This window comes from Desulfoglaeba alkanexedens ALDC (genome assembly GCF_005377625.1).
Taxonomy (GTDB): Bacteria; Desulfobacterota; Syntrophobacteria; order Syntrophobacterales; family DSM-9756; genus Desulfoglaeba; species Desulfoglaeba alkanexedens.
The window spans coordinates 2,588,777-2,608,708 of the sequence record NZ_CP040098.1 but is presented as its reverse complement, the minus strand read 5'-3'; the positions used below and the strand labels follow the sequence as shown (position 1 = coordinate 2,608,708).

At 55.8% G+C, this 19,932-nt stretch carries 19 protein-coding genes; 14 read left to right on the top strand and 5 right to left on the bottom strand.

Annotated features, from left to right (window positions below; genetic code table 11):
- Positions 1 to 61 precede the first annotated feature (61 nt).
- Entirely contained in the window at positions 62 to 406 is a 345-nt protein-coding gene (locus tag FDQ92_RS11770; protein WP_137425074.1) for an ArsR/SmtB family transcription factor, read from the top strand.
- Between the two features lie 19 nt (positions 407 to 425).
- Positions 426 to 551, top strand: a complete 126-nt coding sequence (locus FDQ92_RS15990; RefSeq protein ID WP_281276817.1) for a hypothetical protein — start codon at positions 426 to 428, stop codon at positions 549 to 551.
- Between the two features lie 339 nt (positions 552 to 890).
- Here FDQ92_RS15990 and FDQ92_RS11765 read toward each other — a convergent pair whose 3' ends face one another.
- Positions 891 to 1,484: an outer membrane protein assembly factor BamD gene (locus FDQ92_RS11765; RefSeq protein WP_137425073.1), complete on the bottom strand. Its 594-nt coding sequence runs from the start codon at positions 1,482 to 1,484 to the stop codon at positions 891 to 893.
- A complete protein-coding gene (locus FDQ92_RS11760; RefSeq protein WP_170180331.1) occupies positions 1,462 to 2,937 on the bottom strand; it encodes a sensor histidine kinase in 1,476 nt (491 codons plus the stop codon). The genes FDQ92_RS11765 and FDQ92_RS11760 overlap by 23 nt, the downstream gene beginning before the upstream one ends.
- 271 nt (positions 2,938 to 3,208) lie before the next feature.
- On the opposite strand from FDQ92_RS11760, the gene FDQ92_RS11755 reads away from it, so the two are divergent.
- The 7 genes from FDQ92_RS11755 to FDQ92_RS11725 all read left to right on the top strand — a co-directional run bounded on the left by FDQ92_RS11755 (position 3,209) and on the right by FDQ92_RS11725 (position 10,329).
- On the top strand, positions 3,209 to 4,165 hold the full coding sequence (locus FDQ92_RS11755; protein ID WP_137425071.1) for a ketopantoate reductase family protein: 957 nt from the start codon (positions 3,209 to 3,211) through the stop codon (positions 4,163 to 4,165).
- A 36-nt stretch (positions 4,166 to 4,201) separates the two neighbouring features.
- Positions 4,202 to 5,020, top strand: a complete 819-nt coding sequence (gene panB / locus FDQ92_RS11750; protein WP_137425070.1) for a 3-methyl-2-oxobutanoate hydroxymethyltransferase — start codon at positions 4,202 to 4,204, stop codon at positions 5,018 to 5,020.
- Positions 5,021 to 5,074: 54 nt separating this feature from the next.
- On the top strand, positions 5,075 to 5,635 hold the full coding sequence (locus FDQ92_RS11745) for an acyloxyacyl hydrolase (protein ID WP_137425069.1): 561 nt from the start codon (positions 5,075 to 5,077) through the stop codon (positions 5,633 to 5,635).
- 235 nt (positions 5,636 to 5,870) lie between these two features.
- Positions 5,871 to 6,944, top strand: a complete 1,074-nt coding sequence (locus FDQ92_RS11740; RefSeq protein ID WP_137425068.1) for a phospholipase D-like domain-containing protein — start codon at positions 5,871 to 5,873, stop codon at positions 6,942 to 6,944.
- A complete protein-coding gene (locus FDQ92_RS11735; protein WP_137425067.1) occupies positions 6,941 to 8,119 on the top strand; it encodes a glycosyltransferase family 4 protein in 1,179 nt (392 codons plus the stop codon). The genes FDQ92_RS11740 and FDQ92_RS11735 overlap by 4 nt, the downstream gene beginning before the upstream one ends.
- 8 nt (positions 8,120 to 8,127) lie before the next feature.
- A complete protein-coding gene (locus FDQ92_RS11730; RefSeq protein ID WP_137425066.1) occupies positions 8,128 to 9,270 on the top strand; it encodes a mitochondrial fission ELM1 family protein in 1,143 nt (380 codons plus the stop codon).
- Between the two features lie 54 nt (positions 9,271 to 9,324).
- A complete protein-coding gene (locus tag FDQ92_RS11725; RefSeq protein WP_137425065.1) occupies positions 9,325 to 10,329 on the top strand; it encodes a radical SAM/SPASM domain-containing protein in 1,005 nt (334 codons plus the stop codon).
- A 480-nt stretch (positions 10,330 to 10,809) separates the two neighbouring features.
- On the opposite strand, the gene FDQ92_RS11720 is transcribed toward FDQ92_RS11725, so the two are convergent.
- The 3 genes from FDQ92_RS11720 to FDQ92_RS16300 form a co-directional block, all read right to left on the bottom strand.
- Positions 10,810 to 11,937: an ISAs1 family transposase gene (locus FDQ92_RS11720; RefSeq protein ID WP_137425064.1), complete on the bottom strand. Its 1,128-nt coding sequence runs from the start codon at positions 11,935 to 11,937 to the stop codon at positions 10,810 to 10,812.
- A 160-nt stretch (positions 11,938 to 12,097) separates the two neighbouring features.
- Positions 12,098 to 12,256 (bottom strand): hypothetical protein, encoded by a 159-nt coding sequence (locus tag FDQ92_RS15295; protein ID WP_170180329.1) that lies wholly within the window; start codon positions 12,254 to 12,256, stop codon positions 12,098 to 12,100.
- Positions 12,257 to 12,370: 114 nt separating this feature from the next.
- A complete protein-coding gene (locus FDQ92_RS16300) occupies positions 12,371 to 12,496 on the bottom strand; it encodes an SEC-C metal-binding domain-containing protein (protein ID WP_342780377.1) in 126 nt (41 codons plus the stop codon).
- Between the two features lie 473 nt (positions 12,497 to 12,969).
- On the opposite strand from FDQ92_RS16300, the gene FDQ92_RS11710 reads away from it, so the two are divergent.
- The 5 genes from FDQ92_RS11710 to FDQ92_RS11690 all read left to right on the top strand — a co-directional run bounded on the left by FDQ92_RS11710 (position 12,970) and on the right by FDQ92_RS11690 (position 19,821).
- Complete coding sequence (locus tag FDQ92_RS11710; RefSeq protein WP_137425062.1) at positions 12,970 to 13,677, top strand: transposase; 708 nt, start codon at positions 12,970 to 12,972, stop codon at positions 13,675 to 13,677.
- The gene (locus FDQ92_RS11705) at positions 13,643 to 14,131 is read left to right on the top strand and encodes an ATP-binding protein (protein WP_281276815.1); all 489 of its coding nucleotides are present in this window, start codon (positions 13,643 to 13,645) and stop codon (positions 14,129 to 14,131) included. Before FDQ92_RS11710 ends, FDQ92_RS11705 begins: the two co-directional genes overlap by 35 nt.
- A gap of 597 nt (positions 14,132 to 14,728) precedes the next feature.
- On the top strand, positions 14,729 to 16,054 hold the full coding sequence (locus tag FDQ92_RS11700; RefSeq protein ID WP_137425060.1) for an IS1380 family transposase: 1,326 nt from the start codon (positions 14,729 to 14,731) through the stop codon (positions 16,052 to 16,054).
- 585 nt (positions 16,055 to 16,639) lie between these two features.
- A complete protein-coding gene (locus FDQ92_RS11695) occupies positions 16,640 to 17,962 on the top strand; it encodes a glycerophosphodiester phosphodiesterase family protein (RefSeq protein WP_137425059.1) in 1,323 nt (440 codons plus the stop codon).
- Positions 17,963 to 18,084: 122 nt separating this feature from the next.
- Entirely contained in the window at positions 18,085 to 19,821 is a 1,737-nt protein-coding gene (locus FDQ92_RS11690) for a calcineurin-like phosphoesterase C-terminal domain-containing protein (protein ID WP_137425058.1), read from the top strand.
- The last annotated feature ends 111 nt before the right edge of the window (positions 19,822 to 19,932 follow it).

Here is a 19,932-nt window from a genome sequence, read left to right as displayed (position 1 = left end):
GCAAGGATCGGGAAAAAGCCTTAGGATTATGCCGACATCACGAGCACACGGAGTTTCGAACATGAAGCCTTTCGTTCGGGTCATGAAGGCGCTTTCCGACCCCAGTCGCGTCAAGATCATGAAGCTGCTTCAGCGGCGGCAGCTGTGCGTGTGTGAACTCACGGCCGGCCTCGGCCTGGCCCAGCCTACTGTATCCAAGCATCTTAAAATACTTGAAGAAGCCGGCCTCGTCACATCGACCAAAGAGGGGCTCTGGGTGAACTACCGCCTTGCCGACGGAGAGAGCAGTCCTTACGCGGCGGCCCTCATCGGCAACCTCCGTCACTGGCTGAACGATGACCCCGAAATCATGCGCCTTTATGAAAGGCTCCCCCATCTGAACCGGGAAACCCTTTGCGGCAAATGAGGCGGAAGAGGAACAGCCGATGGCGGCACTCGATCTCAAGAAGAGGGACGCCGTATTCGTGGTGACCATGAGCGATGAGGAAGACGCCCATACATTCGCCACGGACGTTCTGAAAGATCATCACCGGATACCGGACGAGATCTAACGCTCAACCGAAAATGCCGCGGTGGTACTCACCAGCGGGCATCCAAAGACCCGGTGCACGGGGATCAACGTTGCATAGCTTCAGCCCGAGATGAAGATGACACCGCGTTTTTCGAAGCCATGGCACTGGCTCGGATGCTGAGCACCAATGATCGGAGGACGTACACTCAGATCAAGCGCGGCATGCGCTACGAGTTGACCGCGTTCGCAGGGGAATCGCGCGCGACCGCGGGCGATCCCTGACGGTGCCTCCGGAGCGCCGCCTTTCCCCGGCTTGGTTGCGCCGAAGGCTTTCCGGGCTGGGTCCCTTCCGCGCCTGCCGCCGCCTCCACTCCGCCGGTTACGGTGAAGAAACCCCTTTCTTCTTTTCCTGGATCTCGCGGTGGAGGGTTTCCAGGGCATCCAGCCGTTGTTTCAGTTCCGTGATTTCCTTATCCTTCTCCTCGAGGCGCTTTCTCAAGGCGGCTTCGTTATGGGGCTTGAGCCTCTGCCGGGATCTCTGCGCTTCCTTGTAGCAGGTGGCGTGTCTTTGGAGGAGGATGTCGAGCATTCGGGGATCTTCGAAGTCTTGCTGGTAAGGAGCCATTTCCTTCCAGAGCTTCCAGGTTTCCAAGGCCTGGTCGAACTCCCGAGCCGTACGGGAACCGAGCAGGTGGGAACACGCTGCGGCGTAGAGGGCCCTCCGCCGCAGGGCCTCGTCTTCCGCCTGGCGGCTCAGCGAATCGAAGATTTCAGCGGACGTCTCGTAATCGCCCTCTTCAAAGGCCTTGAATCCTTCGTTCCACTTGATGGCGGCATCTCTTTGAGCTTCCAATTCGGCCGCGCTTTGCTTGCCCCGGAAGTGAGCGCATCCCGGCACCCAGTAGCAGAGCGCGACCGCCAGGACGCACAGAAGCACCGGAATTCGTGTCTCAAGTCTGTTCGATTTTTTCATCGCGGCATTCCTTGGTCGAGAGAGGAAGTGTGAACCCGAACGTGCTCCCGCTTCCTTCCCGGCTCTCCAGCCAGACCGTTCCCCCGTGGGATTCCACGATGTGCTTGGCGATGTGGAGCCCCAGACCGGTTCCGTCGATCTTATGCTGAAAGGAAGAAGCGCGGTAGTATTTTTGAAACACGAAGGACTGTTCACTCTTCGGAATGCCCGGGCCGTTGTCGGTCACCGCGAAGACCACTTGCTCCCTTCCGCTGCCGCAGTTCACCGCCACCACCACTTCGCTGCCGGGCGGTGAAAACTTGACCGCATTGGCGATGAGGTTCAGCAGGACCTGTTCGAGCAGTTCCGGGTCGCCGATCAGGGTGGGAAGATCCGGCTGAATGTCCATCCGGATCCCGATGCTCTTGGCCTCCGCCGCCGGCGCGAAACGTTGCACACATCGTTCGACCAGCCCGGCGGGCCGCAGCTCCCTGGGGTTGACCGCAGGATGCCCCGCTTCCAGCTTGGAGAGCTGAAGAAGATTCTTGAGCAGTCCCGAAATTCGCTCGGCTTCCTGGCGGGCGATGCCGAGAAACCGGCGCTGCTTGTCGTTTACTGTCCCCATGGTGCCTTGTTCGATAAGGTTTACCGACTCCCGGATGGTGGTGAGGGGATTGCGGATTTCGTGGCTGAGCATGGAAATGAAGTCGGCCCGCATCCGCTCTTCTTCCTTCAGCCTGTTAAGCATTTCGTTGAAGGCGAAAGCCAGTTCGCCGAACTCGTCTTCGGAAAGGATCCGGATGGGCTCGCTGGAACCGTCCCTCGCCAGGTTCCGAATCCCACGCCGCAATTCCCGGAGCGGCCGGCTCATGGAACCTGCTAGGAACATCATTCCCAAGACGCCGCAAAGCAGGGACACCGCCACACCGACCATCCCCCACCGGCGGGCCAGATTTCCCTTTTCGTGGAGGTCCCTCATGGCCAGTTCCACTTCTCGTTCATTGGTGGCGAGCACCGTGGAAATCCGCTGAATCCAGCCGTCGATCATTCGTTCCGGAATCCAGAGATCCTCCGGGATTTCCCCGGCACTGAACGTCAGGGACATTTGCTGGCGTTGAGCGGCGTAACTCCGAAACAACTCCTCCCAGGGAACCACCTCTTTCGTTCCCATGAGGAGTCGCAGGATTTCCGCCAAGTGGTCTTCGAATTCCTGCCGGGAAGATTCGAAATACCCACGGTACTCGGGATTCTTCAAAATGCTGTAGCGCTTTTCGTTCTCCTCCATGGAAATGAGGCTGTCGATCATGGCCTTGGCCGAGGAAGAAATCCGGTAGTTCTTGTTCACGATATCGTCGGAGAGGGTGAGGATCTTCTGGATGCTGAGGTAGTAGACGGAAATGGTTCCGTAGAAGGCGGCAATAAGTACAGCGTACCAGAAGAAAAGCTTCTTGATGATGCCGAACCTGGTTTGCATGGAACCCTCGCTGGACCGCTTCCTCGCAGGAGAGCGGCTGTTTTCGGACTGATGTATGCGCTCATCTTTGGCTTTCATCGAGGCTGCAGTCAAGCGCAACGATCGTGTTCCAGAATACGGAGATCCAGGGAAGCCGCGGTTCAGAGCACAGGTCGGCGCCCGCGAGGTACCTGCCGGCCGTCCGGCGGCTCGAGGATTTTCCTTGTCCAGATGCCCCCGTCCTTTATAGACTATGTTCGCCGGGACAAAGGCCTTTCAGTGGAGTGCAGCCATGAACATACTCGTGATCGGCGCCGGAGCCATGGGGAGCCTCTTCGGTTCCCGATTTGGGCGAGCCGGCGAAAACGTTTTTCTGCTCGACATTCATCGCGAACACATTGCGGCGATCCGCAGAAAGGGTCTGACCATTATCGAACTGGACGGGCGCTTGGAAACGACGCCGATCGAAGCCTCGACCAACGCTTCGGACATCCCTTGGCGCGCGGACCTGGTGCTGGTGATGGTGAAAAGCTACGCCACCGGCGCCGCTTTGGCTTCACTGCAAGAAAGGCATCTGCAACCTTCGACCCTTTTTCTCACCCTTCAAAACGGCATCGGGAACGCAGAGTTGCTGGCCGGCACGTTCGAGGCGGCATTGGTCTTGGCCGGTGTCACCGCCCAAGGGGCCACCTTCGTCGAACCCGGCGTGGTGCGCCACGGCGGCAACGGCCCCACCCACGTGGGCGCCTGGTCGGGCGGCACCGACGAGCGGGTATACCGAACCGTCCGCCTCTGGAATAAGGCCGGCATGGAAGCCCACGCCGCATCCGATGTCCAAACCCTCATCTGGAAGAAACTCATGGTGAACATTGGAATCAATGCGATCACGGCGCTCACCGGCATTCGCAATGGAGCCATAGCCTCGCTCGCCCCCGCCAGGCGGCTTTCAGAAGCCGCGGTCCTGGAAGCCCTTGCCGTAGCGCAGGCCGCCGGAATTCCCCTGAACGATTTTTCGGTGGAAGATGTGTTCCGCATCGCCCAGGCTACGGCCGCCAACCGTTCGTCCATGGGCCAGGACGTGGACCACCGGCGGCGGACCGAGATCGATGCCATCAACGGAGCCATCGTCCGCCTGGGAGAAGTACTCCAAGTCCCCACTCCGGTCAACCGGACCCTCACCGAGTTGATCCACACCCTGGAAGCTGTCTTTGAGGAAGAGACGGCCGCGGCATCCGTCGGCGGCCGCTGACTTCCCGCCCAACCTGCACGTAACGGAGGTCTTGCCATGAAACGTGTCACCGTCCCCGATGTGACAGCCGCCAAAGGTCGGAGAAAACTCACCATGCTCACCGCCTATGATTATCCCACGGCCCTTTGGGTCGACCGAAGCGGGATCGACATGATCCTGGTGGGGGATTCGCTCGCCATGGTGGTCCTGGGTCACGACGACACCCTGGCCGTGGGCATGGAAGAAATGCTCCATCACACCAAGGCGGTGACCCGCGGGGCCGCCCGGGCGCTTGTCATCGGGGACATGCCGTTTCTGTCGTACCAGGTGAGCGTAGAACAGGCGGTGCTGAACGCCGGACGGTTTCTCAAGGAAGGACGAGCCCAGGCCGTGAAGCTTGAAGGCGGCGCCCGCGTGCTGCCCCAGGTTCGAGCCATGGTGTCGGCCGGCATCCCGGTACAGGGCCACCTGGGACTCACCCCTCAAAGCATCGCTCAATTCGGTGGGTTCAAGGTCCAGGGGAAAGACGCCGAAGCCGCCCAAACCCTCATAGAGGATGCCATCGCCCTTTCGGAAGCCGGGTGCTTCAGCCTGGTACTGGAAGCGATTCCGGAAGCCATTGCGGCGCGTATTACCGAAGCCGTCCCCATTCCAACCATCGGGATCGGGGCCGGACCCCACTGCGACGGGCAGGTGCTGGTGGTCCACGATGTCCTCGGCCTTTTCGACCGGTTCGTGCCCCGATTCGTGAAACAATACGAAACGCTCGGCCCGCGCATCGTGGAAGCGCTCACGCGCTACCGGGAAGAGGTCGAAAACGGCACCTTCCCCGGGCCGGAACATTCCTTTCACACGAACCCCATCCACAATCCCTGAAACCCTTGATAGCCGCCGCTTCTGATGACATGGCTTTAGGAGAGGAGAACCGAAGTGAAATCCAACAACAATCTGGTAGTAAACGCATGGATAGCTCTAGCTGTTGTATTGACATGTGCTTGGGTGCAGCCCGCCATGGCCGGACAGGATACCATGCCCAATACAGTGTTGTTCAGCGGCGGCGGATCTTGGGATACAGACGGAAAGATTCGGGTCGGCTATGCCCGGGAAATCGATTGGGAGTTTTGGTCCACCGGCGTGGGACATTTTCAGCCTGCAGTGGAGGCGGGCGGCGGGTTGTGGTTTTCATCCGATAAAACCGACGTTAACTTTGATGTCACCCCGATGCTCACTTATGTACTGCACACCGACGGGGAAGTTACTCCTTTTTTGGAGGTAGGGGTAGGCGGGGCCTACATCGAGCATGAAGAATTCGACGACCGAGAGCTCGGTTCCCATTTTCAGTTTCGAGACGTCGTGGGCTTGGGGATGGCCTTTGGTCCCCAAGAACGATACTCCTTGCGCGCCAGGCTTGTTCACTATTCGAACGCTGATCTGGCTGACGAAAATGACGGTATCAACTTTTTTGTCCTCAGCTGCGGGGTGTCTTTTTGATACAGAGGCCGCGAGGTTAGAGGCTGTCTAAGAATACCCTTCACCCTTCTGGGGATGGAGTGTCCGTTTCTCGCGTAGGGGCGCTGCGCCCCTACGTCCCTAGGAGACCCATGCTCTTTAGGAGCCGCCTTGCCGGCGACCCTGATCGCGGGCAAGCCCGCTCCTACAGGGGACACCATCGCAGCAAGGGCGAAGCCGTGAATTTTCGTCTGCGACCTCGCCCACCGAGATTCTTATGACGATATCCACATCTTCGCCAGGCAATCCGCATTTCCGCGTCTTTTTTGGTGGGCCCGACCGTTCCCCCCGAGCCTTGCGTGACCTGCTCCATTCCCATGTCTCCGCCGTGCCGTCCGGCGGCGAGATTTTCTGGGCGACCTATTATTTCCGAGATGAAGCGCTGGCCGATGCGCTTGTTCAGGCCAAGAAACGGGGGGTTTCGGTCAGGCTGACCCTGGAAGCGAATCCGCGCAGCAACCATGTCAACCTCCCCGTACTCGAAATGCTGCAACGTGCCGACAATCTGGCCCGCGATTGCAGGCCGCTCAGGCATTCCTGTCCTGACAACCTTCACTGGAAAAACCCCCGAGTGCATCTAAAGCTCTACTACTTCAGTCATCCTAAACCCCATGTGCTTACCGGCACGTTCAATCCTTCCGGTAATCGGCCTGAAGATCCGCGAATCTTGGAAGAAATCGGCGACCAGGACCGAGGACACAACCACTTGGTGGAAATTACCGACAGCCGCCTAGTCATCCCTCTGCGCGATCATCTCCGCCTTTTGCATGGCAGCCGGCACGGTCCCTGGGAACGTCTGCTGCCGCGCAACAACAAGGTGCTGACGGCGGGAGATACGAGCATTTACCTTTTCCCCCGGCTCCGTCGCGATGTCCTTCGCCGGAAGCTCCTTGCAGTACCGGAGGGGGCGATTCTGCGCATGGCGATTTCCCATCTGAACGATGCCGAGATGGGAAAAACCCTGCTCACCCTCAAAAAGCGCGGAATGGGCATCGAAATCCTTGCCCATGATACGGAGCGGCGGGTTCCGCAATGGGTCGAGACTCTGCTGGATGCACACCTGCTCTTCCGCCGCTACCGCCATCCCCAAGGATTCCCTATGCATAACAAGTTCATTCTGATCGATACCCATGGGACCCGGGAAGTCATCTTCGGCAGCATGAATTTTTCGAAAAGCTCGCTGCATGCAAATCACGAACTCTTAGTGGTCTCATCCAGCCCTTTTCTCTATGATGCTTTCGAGACCCGGTGGAAGCAGATGCTTGACGAAACAGAGGCGATGGCTTCATGACAAGCCATGAAAAAAACAGTGACAATGCCGCTGAAAATCCCTGCGATCATAGACCGCTTAACATAGTGATGGTCGACTCCCACGGTTCCGTCGAGCGCGGTGGAGCCGTGCAGTGCGCATCCCTTGCGCGAGCCCTTGCCCGGCGCGGACACCGCCTCACCTGTATATTTGACGGCGAGCCGGATCAACCGATGCATGGGATGTGGTTCCAGAGCCTGCGAAACGCCGGGGTCCGGACGCGGCGCCTTGGATTGCGAAGCCTTGCCGGCTTGCTGCAATTTCGGCGGCTGATGGCTGAAGAGCGCCCTGATGTTCTCCATACGCACAAAAACCGGGCTTTGTTTTGTGCTTACTTCGCAACCTTGGGTATACGCCGCCCTGTCTGGGCGGCAAATCGAGGTACCGTCTATCCGTTGTCGCAAAGCCCTCTGGCTTATTTTATCCACCGCCGCCATGTTGCCCGTATATTCGCTGTAGCGTATGCCGTTCGGGATGCTTTGGTGGCCGATGGCATCGCCGGGGAAAAAGTTGAAGTCGTGTACGGAAGTTTCGACCCTGATCGTTTCCGCCCGGAAGTTTCCGGCGCGGGGATGCGTCGAGCCTGGAAACTGTCCGAGGGAGTCCCGGTTGTCGGCTTGATCGGCTCCCTGAATACTTCCAAGAAGGGCCAGCCGATACTGCTGGAGGCAGCGGCTCGCCTCAAGGACCGATACCCCGAACTGCGTTTCGTACTGGTGGGCGAGGGGGATTCCAGTGCGCTGCAAGCCATGGCATCCTCTCTGGGGGTGTCCGACCGGGTGGTTTTTGCGGGCTTTACGGAAGATGTTCCCGCGGCGCTGGCCGCAATCGATATTGTCGTCTGCGCATCACTTCGCGGCGAGGGGTTGACCGGCGCGCTGCGCGAGGCGCTCGCCATGGCTCGTCCGGTAATCTCGAGTGATGTGGCCGGCAATCGGGAACTGGTGATTCATAACAGCACGGGACTGCTGGTTCCGCCCGGAGATCCGGCGGCACTGGCCGACGCGATAGACAGGATGCTCCGGGACGCTGAGCTGGCGCGGTCCTGCGCCGCAAGAGGCCGCGAACTGGTGCTCGAGCTATGTACGGAAGACAAGCGGGCGGCCCGTGTTGAAGAAATATATTTCGAACTTCTTTCAGCCTCCGTGAAAAGTTGAATACAGGCATGGAACCCGAGCACCCCGATACGTCATCTTGCCCTGCCCGTGTGTGGGTACTGACCAATCTCCATCCGGGCAATCGGATTCAGGCCGTTGCCTTGGCTGAAGCATTGGGCTGGCCTTACGAGGTCAAGGAATTGCATTTCACGCGGTGGTCCCGTTGGCGGGATTCTCTGCCGTTTCTCCCCCTGACGGTAGGCCTGGACCGGCGGAAATCTTCCCCTCTTGAACCGCCGTGGCCCGATGTAGTCATCGGCGTCGGCCGCAGCACGGCCCCCATTACCCGCTGGGTCGGCCGCGCCGGCAAGGGGCGCACGCTGACGGTGCAGCTGGGCCGTGTCGGCGGAGCAGTGGCAAGCAAGTACGATGCGGTAGTCACCCCCCGGCACTGTCGCTTGCCACCGGATCCCCGGCGCTACGAAACCACGGCACCCCTGAATTCCATCTCGTTGCAGCTTCTTTCTGAAGAAAGCGAAAAATGGCCCGGGCTCTTGGATGGCGCTCCCCGGCCCGTCGTAGTGCTTCTGGTGGGAGGTGATGCCGCTCGTTTCCGTCTGGGCGCCGATGACGCGGGAAAAATGGCATTGCTGGTACGGCGGTGGGCCGAAGATGGTGGAGGGAGCGTTGTGGCCGTCACCAGCCGCCGGACCAGCCCCGCCGCCACCCGGGTCCTGGAGTCCGTGCTCACCGCCCCGCATCGCGTTTTTACCTGGCAACCGGACCGTCACGCCAATCCCTACCGGGCGCTTCTCGCTCAGGCCGATGTGCTGGTTGTCACCGGCGAAAGCGAATCGATGCTGGCCGAGGCGGCGGCAACCACGGCACCTCTCTATATCTTTCCAGTGAGGGAGATCAAGCCAACCCGCTTCAGCAGCCGATTGCGCGAATGGTGCGTGTGCCGCGCCCAGGCTTTCTTCTCACAAGAGATTAAAGAGGGGAAGCCGGCCGGCATCGTAGATACTGCATGTGCCTGGATGCTGCGTCGTGGCTTGATTCGCCCGCTTCGCGATATATCCCTGCTGCACCGCGCCCTGTTCGCATCCGGCCGTGCTCAACCATTCGGGGCTCCACTCAAGACCGATCGCCAAAGCCCTCTCCCTGCGGAGGCGCCCGAGGTTGCACGCTGGCTCAAAAACATGCTACGCTGATTTTGTGTAATTGCCATTGTTTCAAACATCCGTGCACGGAAAGGGATTCTCGCAATGCCTGTTCGATACTTTCTCCCACAAGACTGCAAAAACGGGGTTGAGCGGTTCATAGGCCGCCGGCTGCAAGGTATGCGTCCGGTGCCCGATTTCCCGAAAAACATTCAGATCCAGACACAGTCCGGATGCAATGCCCGTTGCCGGTTCTGTCCCAATGAGAGCACCATCGGCAAGCTCTCTATGGGCAGGATGGATGAAGACATGTTTTTCCGCATCATTGATGAAGCAGTAAAGTATCCGGTAAAGCGCATCAGCCCCTATCTGATGAATGAACCGCTGGCGGATCCGCGGCTTCCCGACCTGATCCGCTACATAACCGACCGCAAGAAGCCGATGACCCGGACCAAAATCAATACCAATGCTTCTTATCTCAATGAAGAGATGGGAGAGCGCCTGATCGAGAGTGGTCTGGACGGCCTTCATGTCAGCTTCCACGGCATACGCAGGGAAACCTACGAATCCAGCATGGGCAATTTGCGCTGGGAGAAGAACCTTGCCAATGTCAATCGCTTCATCGAGTTGAAAGGCCGGCGCAAGGCTAAAACCCCCAGGCTCAAGATCACGATGGTTCATACCAAGGCCATCGACCGTGAACTGGACGAGATTCGCGAATACTGGAACTCACGGGGCATAACGGTCAATATTCATGCTTTCGAAAACCGCTCGCATCATGCCGTTCAGCAGCGTGGCCTCAATGCATTGCCGATGCGGGCATTATCCGGCGACTGCGACCGGCTCATGCAACAGGCGTATATTCTGTGGAACGGCGATTGCGTCCTGTGCTGCGTGGACTGGGAGCGCACAACGATTCTGGGCAATGTGGCGGTTGAAGGCTTGTACGGGGTGTGGCACAACGAAAAATACCTCCAGTTTCGCAGGAATTATCTGGCGGGAAATGTCAAGGGAACCCTGTGCGACGGCTGCATGGTTCAGGATGAGGTGGATTTTTCATACAAGCCGAAACGTTCGTTGATGCAGCGTCTGCTGGGTAAAAGCGCATGAGCTGCGAATGCCACAAGCCTTAATCCGTAAACTTGACTTGGTATCTTCTCAATAACCCCCATGACCCCGTGGGGTCACAACGAAGCATGAAAATTCGGGATACGGGGCAGTGGGGTAGAGCCCAAAAACGTGGCACAATAACCAATCGACATTATTGGTGAATCTTCTATCTTCATATAAGATCGGGGGTAGCGTTCTAATCTGGAGACCTTAAGCAAAAAGGTTAACGAAGGTCAAAAAAATCCCCCGCTCCCTTGATGAGAGAGGGTTGGGGTGAGGGTGAGAAAATTAACGTATGTCAATCAGTTTCATTCCCATCCCCCCAGTCCCCTCCCACAAGGGGAGGGGAAATAGAATTTGGCATCAAATATCAGGTCTATTATTTTCTACGCTACCCAATCGGGGTGTCTGATTTTTGTAGCAAGGTAATGGATTCCGGCTCCCGGATCGCCCCCTGTGCAGGGCAATCGCACGAAATTTTTAGAGGCCGAGTAGTCGAAGCATATAGTCATCATCCCAGCCGGCGCGTTTGCGGGATCCCTTGACACCGATCTTTCTTGTTTTGTCTTGTTTGATAAGGTTAAGGGCAAAATGCCGTATGATGGCCAAATTGTTGGCAGCATGCCCCATACGTATTCTGCTGTCGTCCTCGCGAAACGCTATATCGAGGCACCAATGCAAGCAGTTTTCGATGCCCCAATGCCCACGGGATGCACGAGCAAACATCTTGGCATCACTGGGCAGACTTGAAATGTAGTAGCGGGTCTCATGGGTGATCTTATCGCCAACGTGTCGTTCCGATTCGAGCATGCCCAAAGAGGTGAGTTTGGGCCACTGGGACTTGTCCTCAAACCAGTCTACTTCGGCAGTGGTGGTGAAGCGGCGGATTTCAATGCGGCCATGGTCTCCGTCCGTGGTTTCGTAGGTTTCATGGGAAACATCCTTGAATCCGTTTTCTTTGGCGTCTTGAAAAAACAGTTCCACTTCCTTCCGAAAGGTACCCTGATTGCCTTTGAGGCAGATCACATAGTCCGCTTCTTGTCTGACAATTTGTCGGACGATCTCCTTCTGACAGCCCATGGCATCAAGGGTCACGATACAGCCTTTGAGTGCAAGAACTCTGAGCAGTTCTGGGACGGCTGTGATCTCGTTGGATTTTTCATCGGCCTTCACCTGTCCCAGCACCAGTCGATTCTCGGTGGCCCAAGCGCTGACCATGTGGATCGCGGTCTTGTTCGATGATCGGTCGTAGGAATGCCGCAACGTCTTTCCATCGACGGCCATGACCTGTGGAGCGATATCGTGGAAAGCGGCACGCACCCAATCCAGGAAGCACTTCTCGAACTCTTCGGGACAAATCTTCGAAAACACGCGACCAAAAGTATCGTGCGAGGGAATCCCATGAGGTAATTCCAAGAAAGTGCGAAACCACTTCTCCTTGATACGGCCAAACTCGGCGATTTCCGTCCACTCGTCGGCGCCGGCCAACACGGCGCAAAGGGTGATCACAACGATATCGATCAGCTTGTGTCTCGTCTTCGCCACGATTCGAGGATCTGTGAGGGACGAAAAATGCTCCATAAGCCGCGGTTTTCCTGCAGTCTCCATGTGTCATCCTCCTTGGGTTATGGGTCACCAAGGTAGTGTGGCACATTGGAAGCCAGATGTCCAGCCTTATGACGTGCGATTGCCCTGGCCCCCTGTGTCAGGATAGTTGTCGCACGATCTAAATTCATCTATGATTGATAATTTCAGGGGCGAGGGAGCATCACATCATGCAGTATTCCAAAGAGCGTGTAGCGCGCCCGAGGGGTGAAGTGATGGGCAGCTGTGCAGCCGGATCGAATCCGGCATTCAACTCCGCTTCCAGCAACTGGAGAATGTACACCTCAGCTTCCCACCGCTCACTCGAGTCTGATTTATGCATCGTTAGCTCCATTTGACGCCCAATGACATACTCAGCCGCTGCTTTCAGCGCTCGGCTGGAGTGAATTGTTCGGCCCGGTTCTCTATCCGTGGTTGTCTGCGATCACGAATGCCGTCACCTTCCACAGCAACGTTTATACTTCTTCCCACTGTTGCACGGACAAGGGGCATTACGTCCCGTTCTTGGGTACTTCTCCTCCCGTGGAAGCGATGCCGTCCTCTGTGAATCCAGCCGAGGCATGTTGGGAAACATCTCGTGATGCCGCACAATCATTGGTACGATGACTGAGTGTCGAAAGTCTGCAAATTCAGCCTCTTCCATCTTTAGCGCTGCTTGCATTACGGCAATGCTCTCTTCTTGTTCAGTCTCAGGCAGCAACGCGAGATTCCAGCACATCTGCGCTATCGAGAGTGCATTCTGCATCTGCTCGGGTGATCCGTCTGTTGCGTCGAGCAACGGTTGCGCGTATGCTATCATCGATTTTGCCATTATTCCCATAATACACCTTTCTTCTTATCAGGCCGAACAACCAAGCGGTGCGGCGCAAACGAAGCGCAGCGTAGTTTGCGTCCGAACGAGTGGTTTTGATAACCTAAAAGTGACCAGGAAAAGGGGCGAGTGATAACCGAAAATTGACCATCTTGGGCGGTTGTCCTCCTGGTAAGTTGGCGTGAACAGAAGCCAACGAGAAGGGAGGAAGAGGAGTGCTCAAGATGGACCAGTACGAACTGATCAGGACGGGGTACCGAGTGTACGGGAAGAGCATCAGCGAGCTGGCACGTCTGACAGGTCATTGCCGTAATACGGTGAAGAAGGCCATTCGGGGTGAACCGTGGGGATACATGGAGCGTGAGCATCAGGCGTTTCCGGCCTTGGGGGAGCATCTGGCGGTGATCGACGGATGGTTGGAGGGTGACCGGGATAAACCTTGCAAGCAAAGGCATACGGCGCGTCGGATCTACCATCGGTTGATTGAAGAACAGGGCTTTAAAGGCAGTGAATCCACGGTGCGCCGGTATGTGAGGCTGGCCAAGATGCAGCTTGGGATGGCGGGATCCTGCACGTTCATACCCTGTGATCCCGAAGCGGGCTATGAAGGGGAGGTGGATTGGGGCGGTGCGATCGCGCTGATAGGGGGCGAGGCGCAGCGTCTGAAGTTTTTTTGCATGCGCAGCAAGTATTCGGGCAAGCACTTTGTGCGGTTCTATCCCTGCGAACGCCAACAGGTGTTTTTCGATGGCCATGAGCAAGCGTTTGCGTTTTTCGGGGGAGTTTTCCCGATTCTGATCTACGACAACTTGACAGCAGCGGTTCGCAAGGTCATGCGGGGCAAAGATCGTCAGCAACAGGAAGCCTTTTCGAAGTTTAAGGCCTATTACAGTTTGGATGCGCGTTTCATCGTTATGGAAAGCTTTCCATAACGGCAAGACCCATATGGCGACAGCCCTGGGGATCGAGGCCTGCCGGCAAAACTATCGGACCCGGTTTGTGACCTGCTACGGGCTGGTCAACGAACTGGTGGAGGCCAGAGAACAAAGAGCACTGCAGCGTTTGATCCAAAAATACGTTCGCTACGATCTGCTGATCCTGGATGAACTGGCCTACATTCCGTTTTCCAAAGAAGGTTCGGAGTTGTTGTTCCAGGTCTTGGCGGAACGCCACGAGAAAGGCTCCGTGATCATCACCACGAACCTTGGGTTTGCCGATTGGACCCAGGTGTTTGGGGATCCAACTATGACGGCCGCCCTGTTGGACCGTCTCACCCACAAAGCCCATATCATCCACTGCAGCTGGGAAAGTTACCGCCTCAAACAGAGCCTGAGGTCCAAAGCCAAACACACGGAGCAAAGACCTACCCATCAAAGTGTCGCCTAGAGCCGCCGCTTCGGGCCGCCTCCGACGAGTCTCGGTTGGACCCATTCTCGGCGGCCCTGCGCGGCTCAGATCGTTGCCGGGCGGAAGTAAAACCCCAAGCCGCACACCGCGGCCACATGAGCGAGAAAGCTGTACACACGCGAGGGACCCAGAGACCCTGGATCAGGCAACTTTGAGGAAGGGGTGCCCCGCATCCGGCAAACGCCTCCCAGAAAATTCAATGGCAGGGTGGCAAGCCCCATGTCATCCTAAACCAAGCAGAGCTCACGGTGGTCAAAATTCGGTTGTCACAGATGGTCAATTTTCGGTTGTCACTACGAGATGCCAATATGGCGGTTGAACCTTGGTTGGATGCGTACCAGTATCTTGACAATCACCATGACCATGAGCCTCGTTTGTTTATCGGCGTGAATAAAACGCAATCCACTCGAACACAGAGTTCCCCCCATTCATTTCCTAAATAAATTCTAAATATATCCCTGAATCCGTGAGATTGCGTCTATAGATAAAACTATCATATCGCAGATATCCTATTGAATTTCATCCGCTTTTATGCTATATGGTCTCCTGTCAAACTTTCACCCGGCAGGTGCACCCATGAAGAGAATCGAAATTGAACAATCTTCGAAAGCCTTCTACAGCGAACACGCGGGCCTGGTCCTTGTGGGCAATCTGATCAACGGCTACACGGACTTGTGCGAGCGGTTGGAAAAGGAAGTTCCAGGGCGGCCCATGATCTCTCATGCGGATGTGGTCAAGACCTATCTGGGGCTTCTGTGTCTGGGTAAGAGCGACTTTGAAGCCGCTGAGGGGGTCTCCGGCGATGACTGGTTCAAAGAGGCTCTGGACATCCAAAAGGTCCCTTCGCAGGAAACCTTGCGACAGCGCTTCGACAGGCAAGCGAAAGCTTTCCAACGGCTTGCGGAAGCCGCTAACATCGAACTGCTCAAGAGGACCCAGGTTCCCGTAACGGCTCTTCCCACGGGGCATGTGGCTTTGGACCTGGATGTCTTCTGCCTGGACAATTCCGACACCAAGAAAGAAGGGGTGTCGCGGACGTACCAGAACTACGACGGGTACGCGCCCATCGGGGCCTACCTCAGCGAGGAGGGATGGTGTCTGGGCATTGAGCTTCGTCCAGGGTCTCAGCATTCCGAGAACGGATTTGTGGACTTTTTGCGCAAGGTGTTGGTGTATGCCCAGAAGATCACCCGCAAGCGCCTCTTGGTGCGAACGGACTCGGCTCACGATGCTCTGGAAACGCTTGTGGAGCTTCGCCGACATCCCAATGTGAGCTTCATCGTCCGATGGAATCCACGCAGGGCGAACGTCTTTTACTGGCGTGATCGGGCCTTCAGGGAAGGCCGTGTGAGTGAGCCCCGGCCCGGCAAGAAAGTGGCGATCTTCAGCACGTGGGTGACGCGACACTATGGAGGAAGAAGCTATCGGTTTCGGCTGGTGATCCGGGTCACCGAGAGGATATCGGATGCCAAGGGGCAAATGCTGATTCAGCCCGATATCACGCTGGAGGGCTGGTGGACGTCGCTTTGCGTCCACGAGGATGAAGTGATCTGGTTGTACGAGAAACGGGGCCTGAGCGAGCAGTTTCACAGCGAGATCAAGTCCGATTTGGACCTGGAGCGACTGCCCTCCGGAAAGTTTGCCACCAATGCGCTGGTGTTGACCCTGGGCGGACTGGCTTACAACCTCTTGCGCATCCTGGGGCAAAACGGGCTTCTGGCCGATTTTTCGCCTGTACGGCATCAGGCCAAGCGGCGTCGCGTGAAGACCGTGATCCAGGAGCTGATCTATCTGGCAGGGCGCGTGATCCGAAGCGGTCGTCGGCTGAAGCTCCAGTTCGGTCGGCATTGTCCCGCTTTTCAAGCCTTTCGGAGCGTGTATCTCAAATTTTGCCCAGGGTAGGGTAAAGGGCAGTCGTTGCAAGAGCCTGGACCTATTCTATGTTTTCTATGTTCACATTGAAAGGGGGTGAGGTATGCCCGAAAACAGCTGAAAGAGCACCGTCATGAGCGCTTTTCGGCCACTCGAGAGTCGATGATTCGAGGAACCGGCTGAAACAGGGCATCCTCGACCGCTCAAAATGGGGTCGCCATGCCCGCAACTCAGCTCGCCCAACCACACCTCACGGATTCAGGTATATCAAAATTGTAATTTAATCATCATCGTCTTGTAATAAGGGCATTTTAAAATTCATTGTCAAGGAACTAGAAAGGGCGGCCAGCATAAACTGGAGGGCATGCTATCAGCCTGATCCAGGTCTTGCAGGTGATCCGCGATCTCTCTGAGATATCTTGGCCATTGATCAGATAAGCCGGAGGAAATCCCTTGGGATGGTCTCAGGACGTCGTAGAGAAAGGGGGTGGTTGGGCATTTCGGCTATTTGTTTTGGGTTCCGCAGGCGGGAAATTTTGAGCATTCAATCTGGTACAGGCGGAAAAGTGATTTCAAAGCTATTGGTAATGACAAACTTCATTGGGAGGTCTGCGAATGAAAAATATCACCATAATAGCCTTGGCATTGGCCGTGGCTGGCACCTGTTTTGTCACCATGTCCCATGCGGACCAGGACTCTTATTCTTACGAAGGTGTCGATGATAACTACAGTAGTAACGATATGAGAGACGGCAGAGTAGATCTCGGTCCGCGTCCCTTCTATCTGGTGGAGGGTATGGACGAAGGAAAGCTGAAGGATCGCCTGATGCAATGCAAAGACGGACCATTTTACCGGACCGACTTCTCCATCGGCCATAGGGGGGCCGCTTTGCAGTTCCCCGAGCATTCCGACGTGTCCTATATGGCCGCTGCCCGCATGGGCGCCGGTATCGTCGAATGTGATGTTACTTTCACCAAGGACGGGGAGTTGGTGTGTCGCCACAGCGAGTGCGATCTGCACACCACCACCAACATCGTCGCCACCCCTTTGAACGACAAGTGCACCGTACCATGGACGGGCCCTGTGGACGCCGATCATCCGGCTCCCATGTGCTGCACAAGCGACCTTACCCTGGAGGAGTTCAAGGGCCTCAAGGCCAAGATGGACGCCAGCGACCCCAAGGCCACCACGCCTGAGGGCTATTTGGGGGGCACCGCCGGATGGCGAACAGACCTATACACGGGCCGCGCTCACGTGATGACGTTTAAGGAGAGTATCGCCATGAACCAAGCGCTCGGTGTTAAACATACTCCGGAGCTAAAGAACGCAACCCATCAGGATCGCATCAACGCCATCTTTGGAGGGCAGGAGCAGTACGCCCAGAAGTTCGCCGACACCATGGAAGACGCTGGCGTCGCACCGAGGGATACCTGGCCGCAATCCTTCAACCTCGAGGATGTGTTTTACTGGATTGATAACACCAACTACGGCAAACAGGCCGTCTATCTGCTGGATTACGACACCAACAAGGACGACATCATCATCCAGGCTCCCTACGACACCATGGACCGGATGGAGTTTTTTATGATGTTGAAGAAACGCGGCGTCAACATCATAGCACCACCAATGCCTGCCCTGCTGACGCTCAGCAGCAAAGGCGACATCGTGCCCTCAAAACTTGCCAAGCACCTGAAGCGTATGGGCTTTGACATTATCACCTGGACCCTGGAGCGGTCCGATCTGCGCCATGGCGCATCTAAGGCTGGCTATTATTATGACTTCGATCCTACGGGCAAGGCAATCAGAAAGGACAGCGATATGTACAAGGCCTTGGACGTACTGGCCAAGGAGGTGAAAATTCTGGGCATCTTCTCCGACTGGCCTGCTACAGTGACGTATTACGACAATTGCATGGGCTTGAACATCAATAGGAGGTGAAAAAAGTTCAGGCAGGGGTCAAAGATGATGATATGTGGCAGATCTTAAGGAACTCATAAAGTTCGAACAACAACTCACAGTTATCATTTGTTTAACAATTTTTCTATCAGGGGAGAGAAAAAATGAAAAGAGCAGGAATTACTGGGATTGCTGTGTCGCTTGCCGTCATGCTGACAGCCGATGTGTTTGCTGAAGATATGGTCACGGGCAATGTGTTTTGGGACAAAAACCAAAATGGCGTACAGGACAGGGGTGAACCTGGTATTGAAGATGTATGCGTTTCCAACGGAAAAGAGGTCGTAAAAACTACAAAAAACGGCATATATAGATTGCCGGCCTACGAAGATATGGTGGTTTTTGTCAGCAAGCCCAGCGGTTGGATGACTCCAGTAAACGAAGACAATATTCCGCAGTTTTCATATATACACAAACCAGCCGGTTCCCCTTCGGAGATTCAGAGATTCCGCGGATTGGAACCAACCGGTCCCCTGCCTGCGAACGTTGATTTTCCCTTGTATAAAGTCAAGGATGACCAAAAATTTAATGTAATCGTGACCGGTGATACACAGGTTTATAACGATCGCGAAATCAACTATCTGAGAAACTCCCTGGTAAAAGAGGTTCAGGGCACTGATGCCCTTTTTTGTATCTCCATGGGCGATAATTTGGGTGATGACTTAAGCTTGTTCCCCCGCTATCTGGATGTCATGGGGCAGATGGGAATTCCTGTGTACTATGTCCCGGGAAATCATGATCTTGATTTTGACGCCACCAGTGACAGGGACTCTTTTGATACACATAAAAGCTATATTGGAGCAACTTACTATTCTTTCAACTACGGCGATGTTCACTTCGTGGTACTGGATGATGTTGAGTATCCTTCCCCGATCCATAATGGTAGCTACAACGGCAAAATCGATGACACTCAAATGGAGTGGCTGGCCAATGATCTTGCCCATGTGCCGATGGACAAGCTCATAGTCCTCAACATGCATATTCCCATCGTGTCGGATGTGGATCGAACGAGCAGCCAGCACCAGGTTGACAATCGCGAGGAGCTGTATGCCCTCCTGAAAGGTCGCAAGGTGGTTTCCATGGCTGGCCATACGCACACGCTCTCTCATTTTGCCCCTGGCGATGAATTGGTGGGTTGGGGCCAGCCCACGCCGTTCAATCAGATCATTGTCGGTGCTGCTTGCGGAAGCTGGTGGTCCGGCGATTTTGACGAAGCGGGCATTCCCATTTCCTACATGCGGGACGGTACGCCTCGCGGCTATATGGTGTTCTCCTTCCAGGGCAACAAATACGAGGAAATTTACAAAGCCCACGGGAAACCTTTTGACAAGCAAATGAACCTGTCTTTTCTGACGCTGGACTTCATGGGCTGGTACGATCGCATCGCTTCCGGAGATACCTCGGCCACCATCAACGATTTGGAATTTCGCGATGTCTTGGAGGATACGGCATCAGCGCTCCTGGTGGCAAACATCTGGGGCGCATCCATGCACGACAATTACTACTGCAGCTTTGATAATCGCAGACCGGTCGAGGCCAATTGGACCCTTGAAATGAAGGATCCCTATGCACTTGCCTTGCAGCTTTATGTTCTTCGGGGTGTGCCAGGCTTTTCGCTCTGGAACAAGATATGGGATAACAACATATACATGGGCACAAACTTCGGTCCTGGTAACGCAGTTAAGTTGGACGAATGGCTGTGGACTGTGGAAGATAGATCAACACATCTTTTTGTCTGTCAGGTACCGACCGACCTGGAACAGGGGGTTCACAGCGTGACCGTATGGGGTAAGGACATGTACGGCCATAACATTCAAGAGGTCAAGGTCTTTGAGGTGAAATAAACTAAGACTTGAGGGCAGTTGTCTTCTGATCTCGGGGCCGGCAAAAACTTTTTTGTCCGGCCCCTTATTGCGTTTGAAACTATGCCGCCCTGGGTAAGGTCATGGACAAAA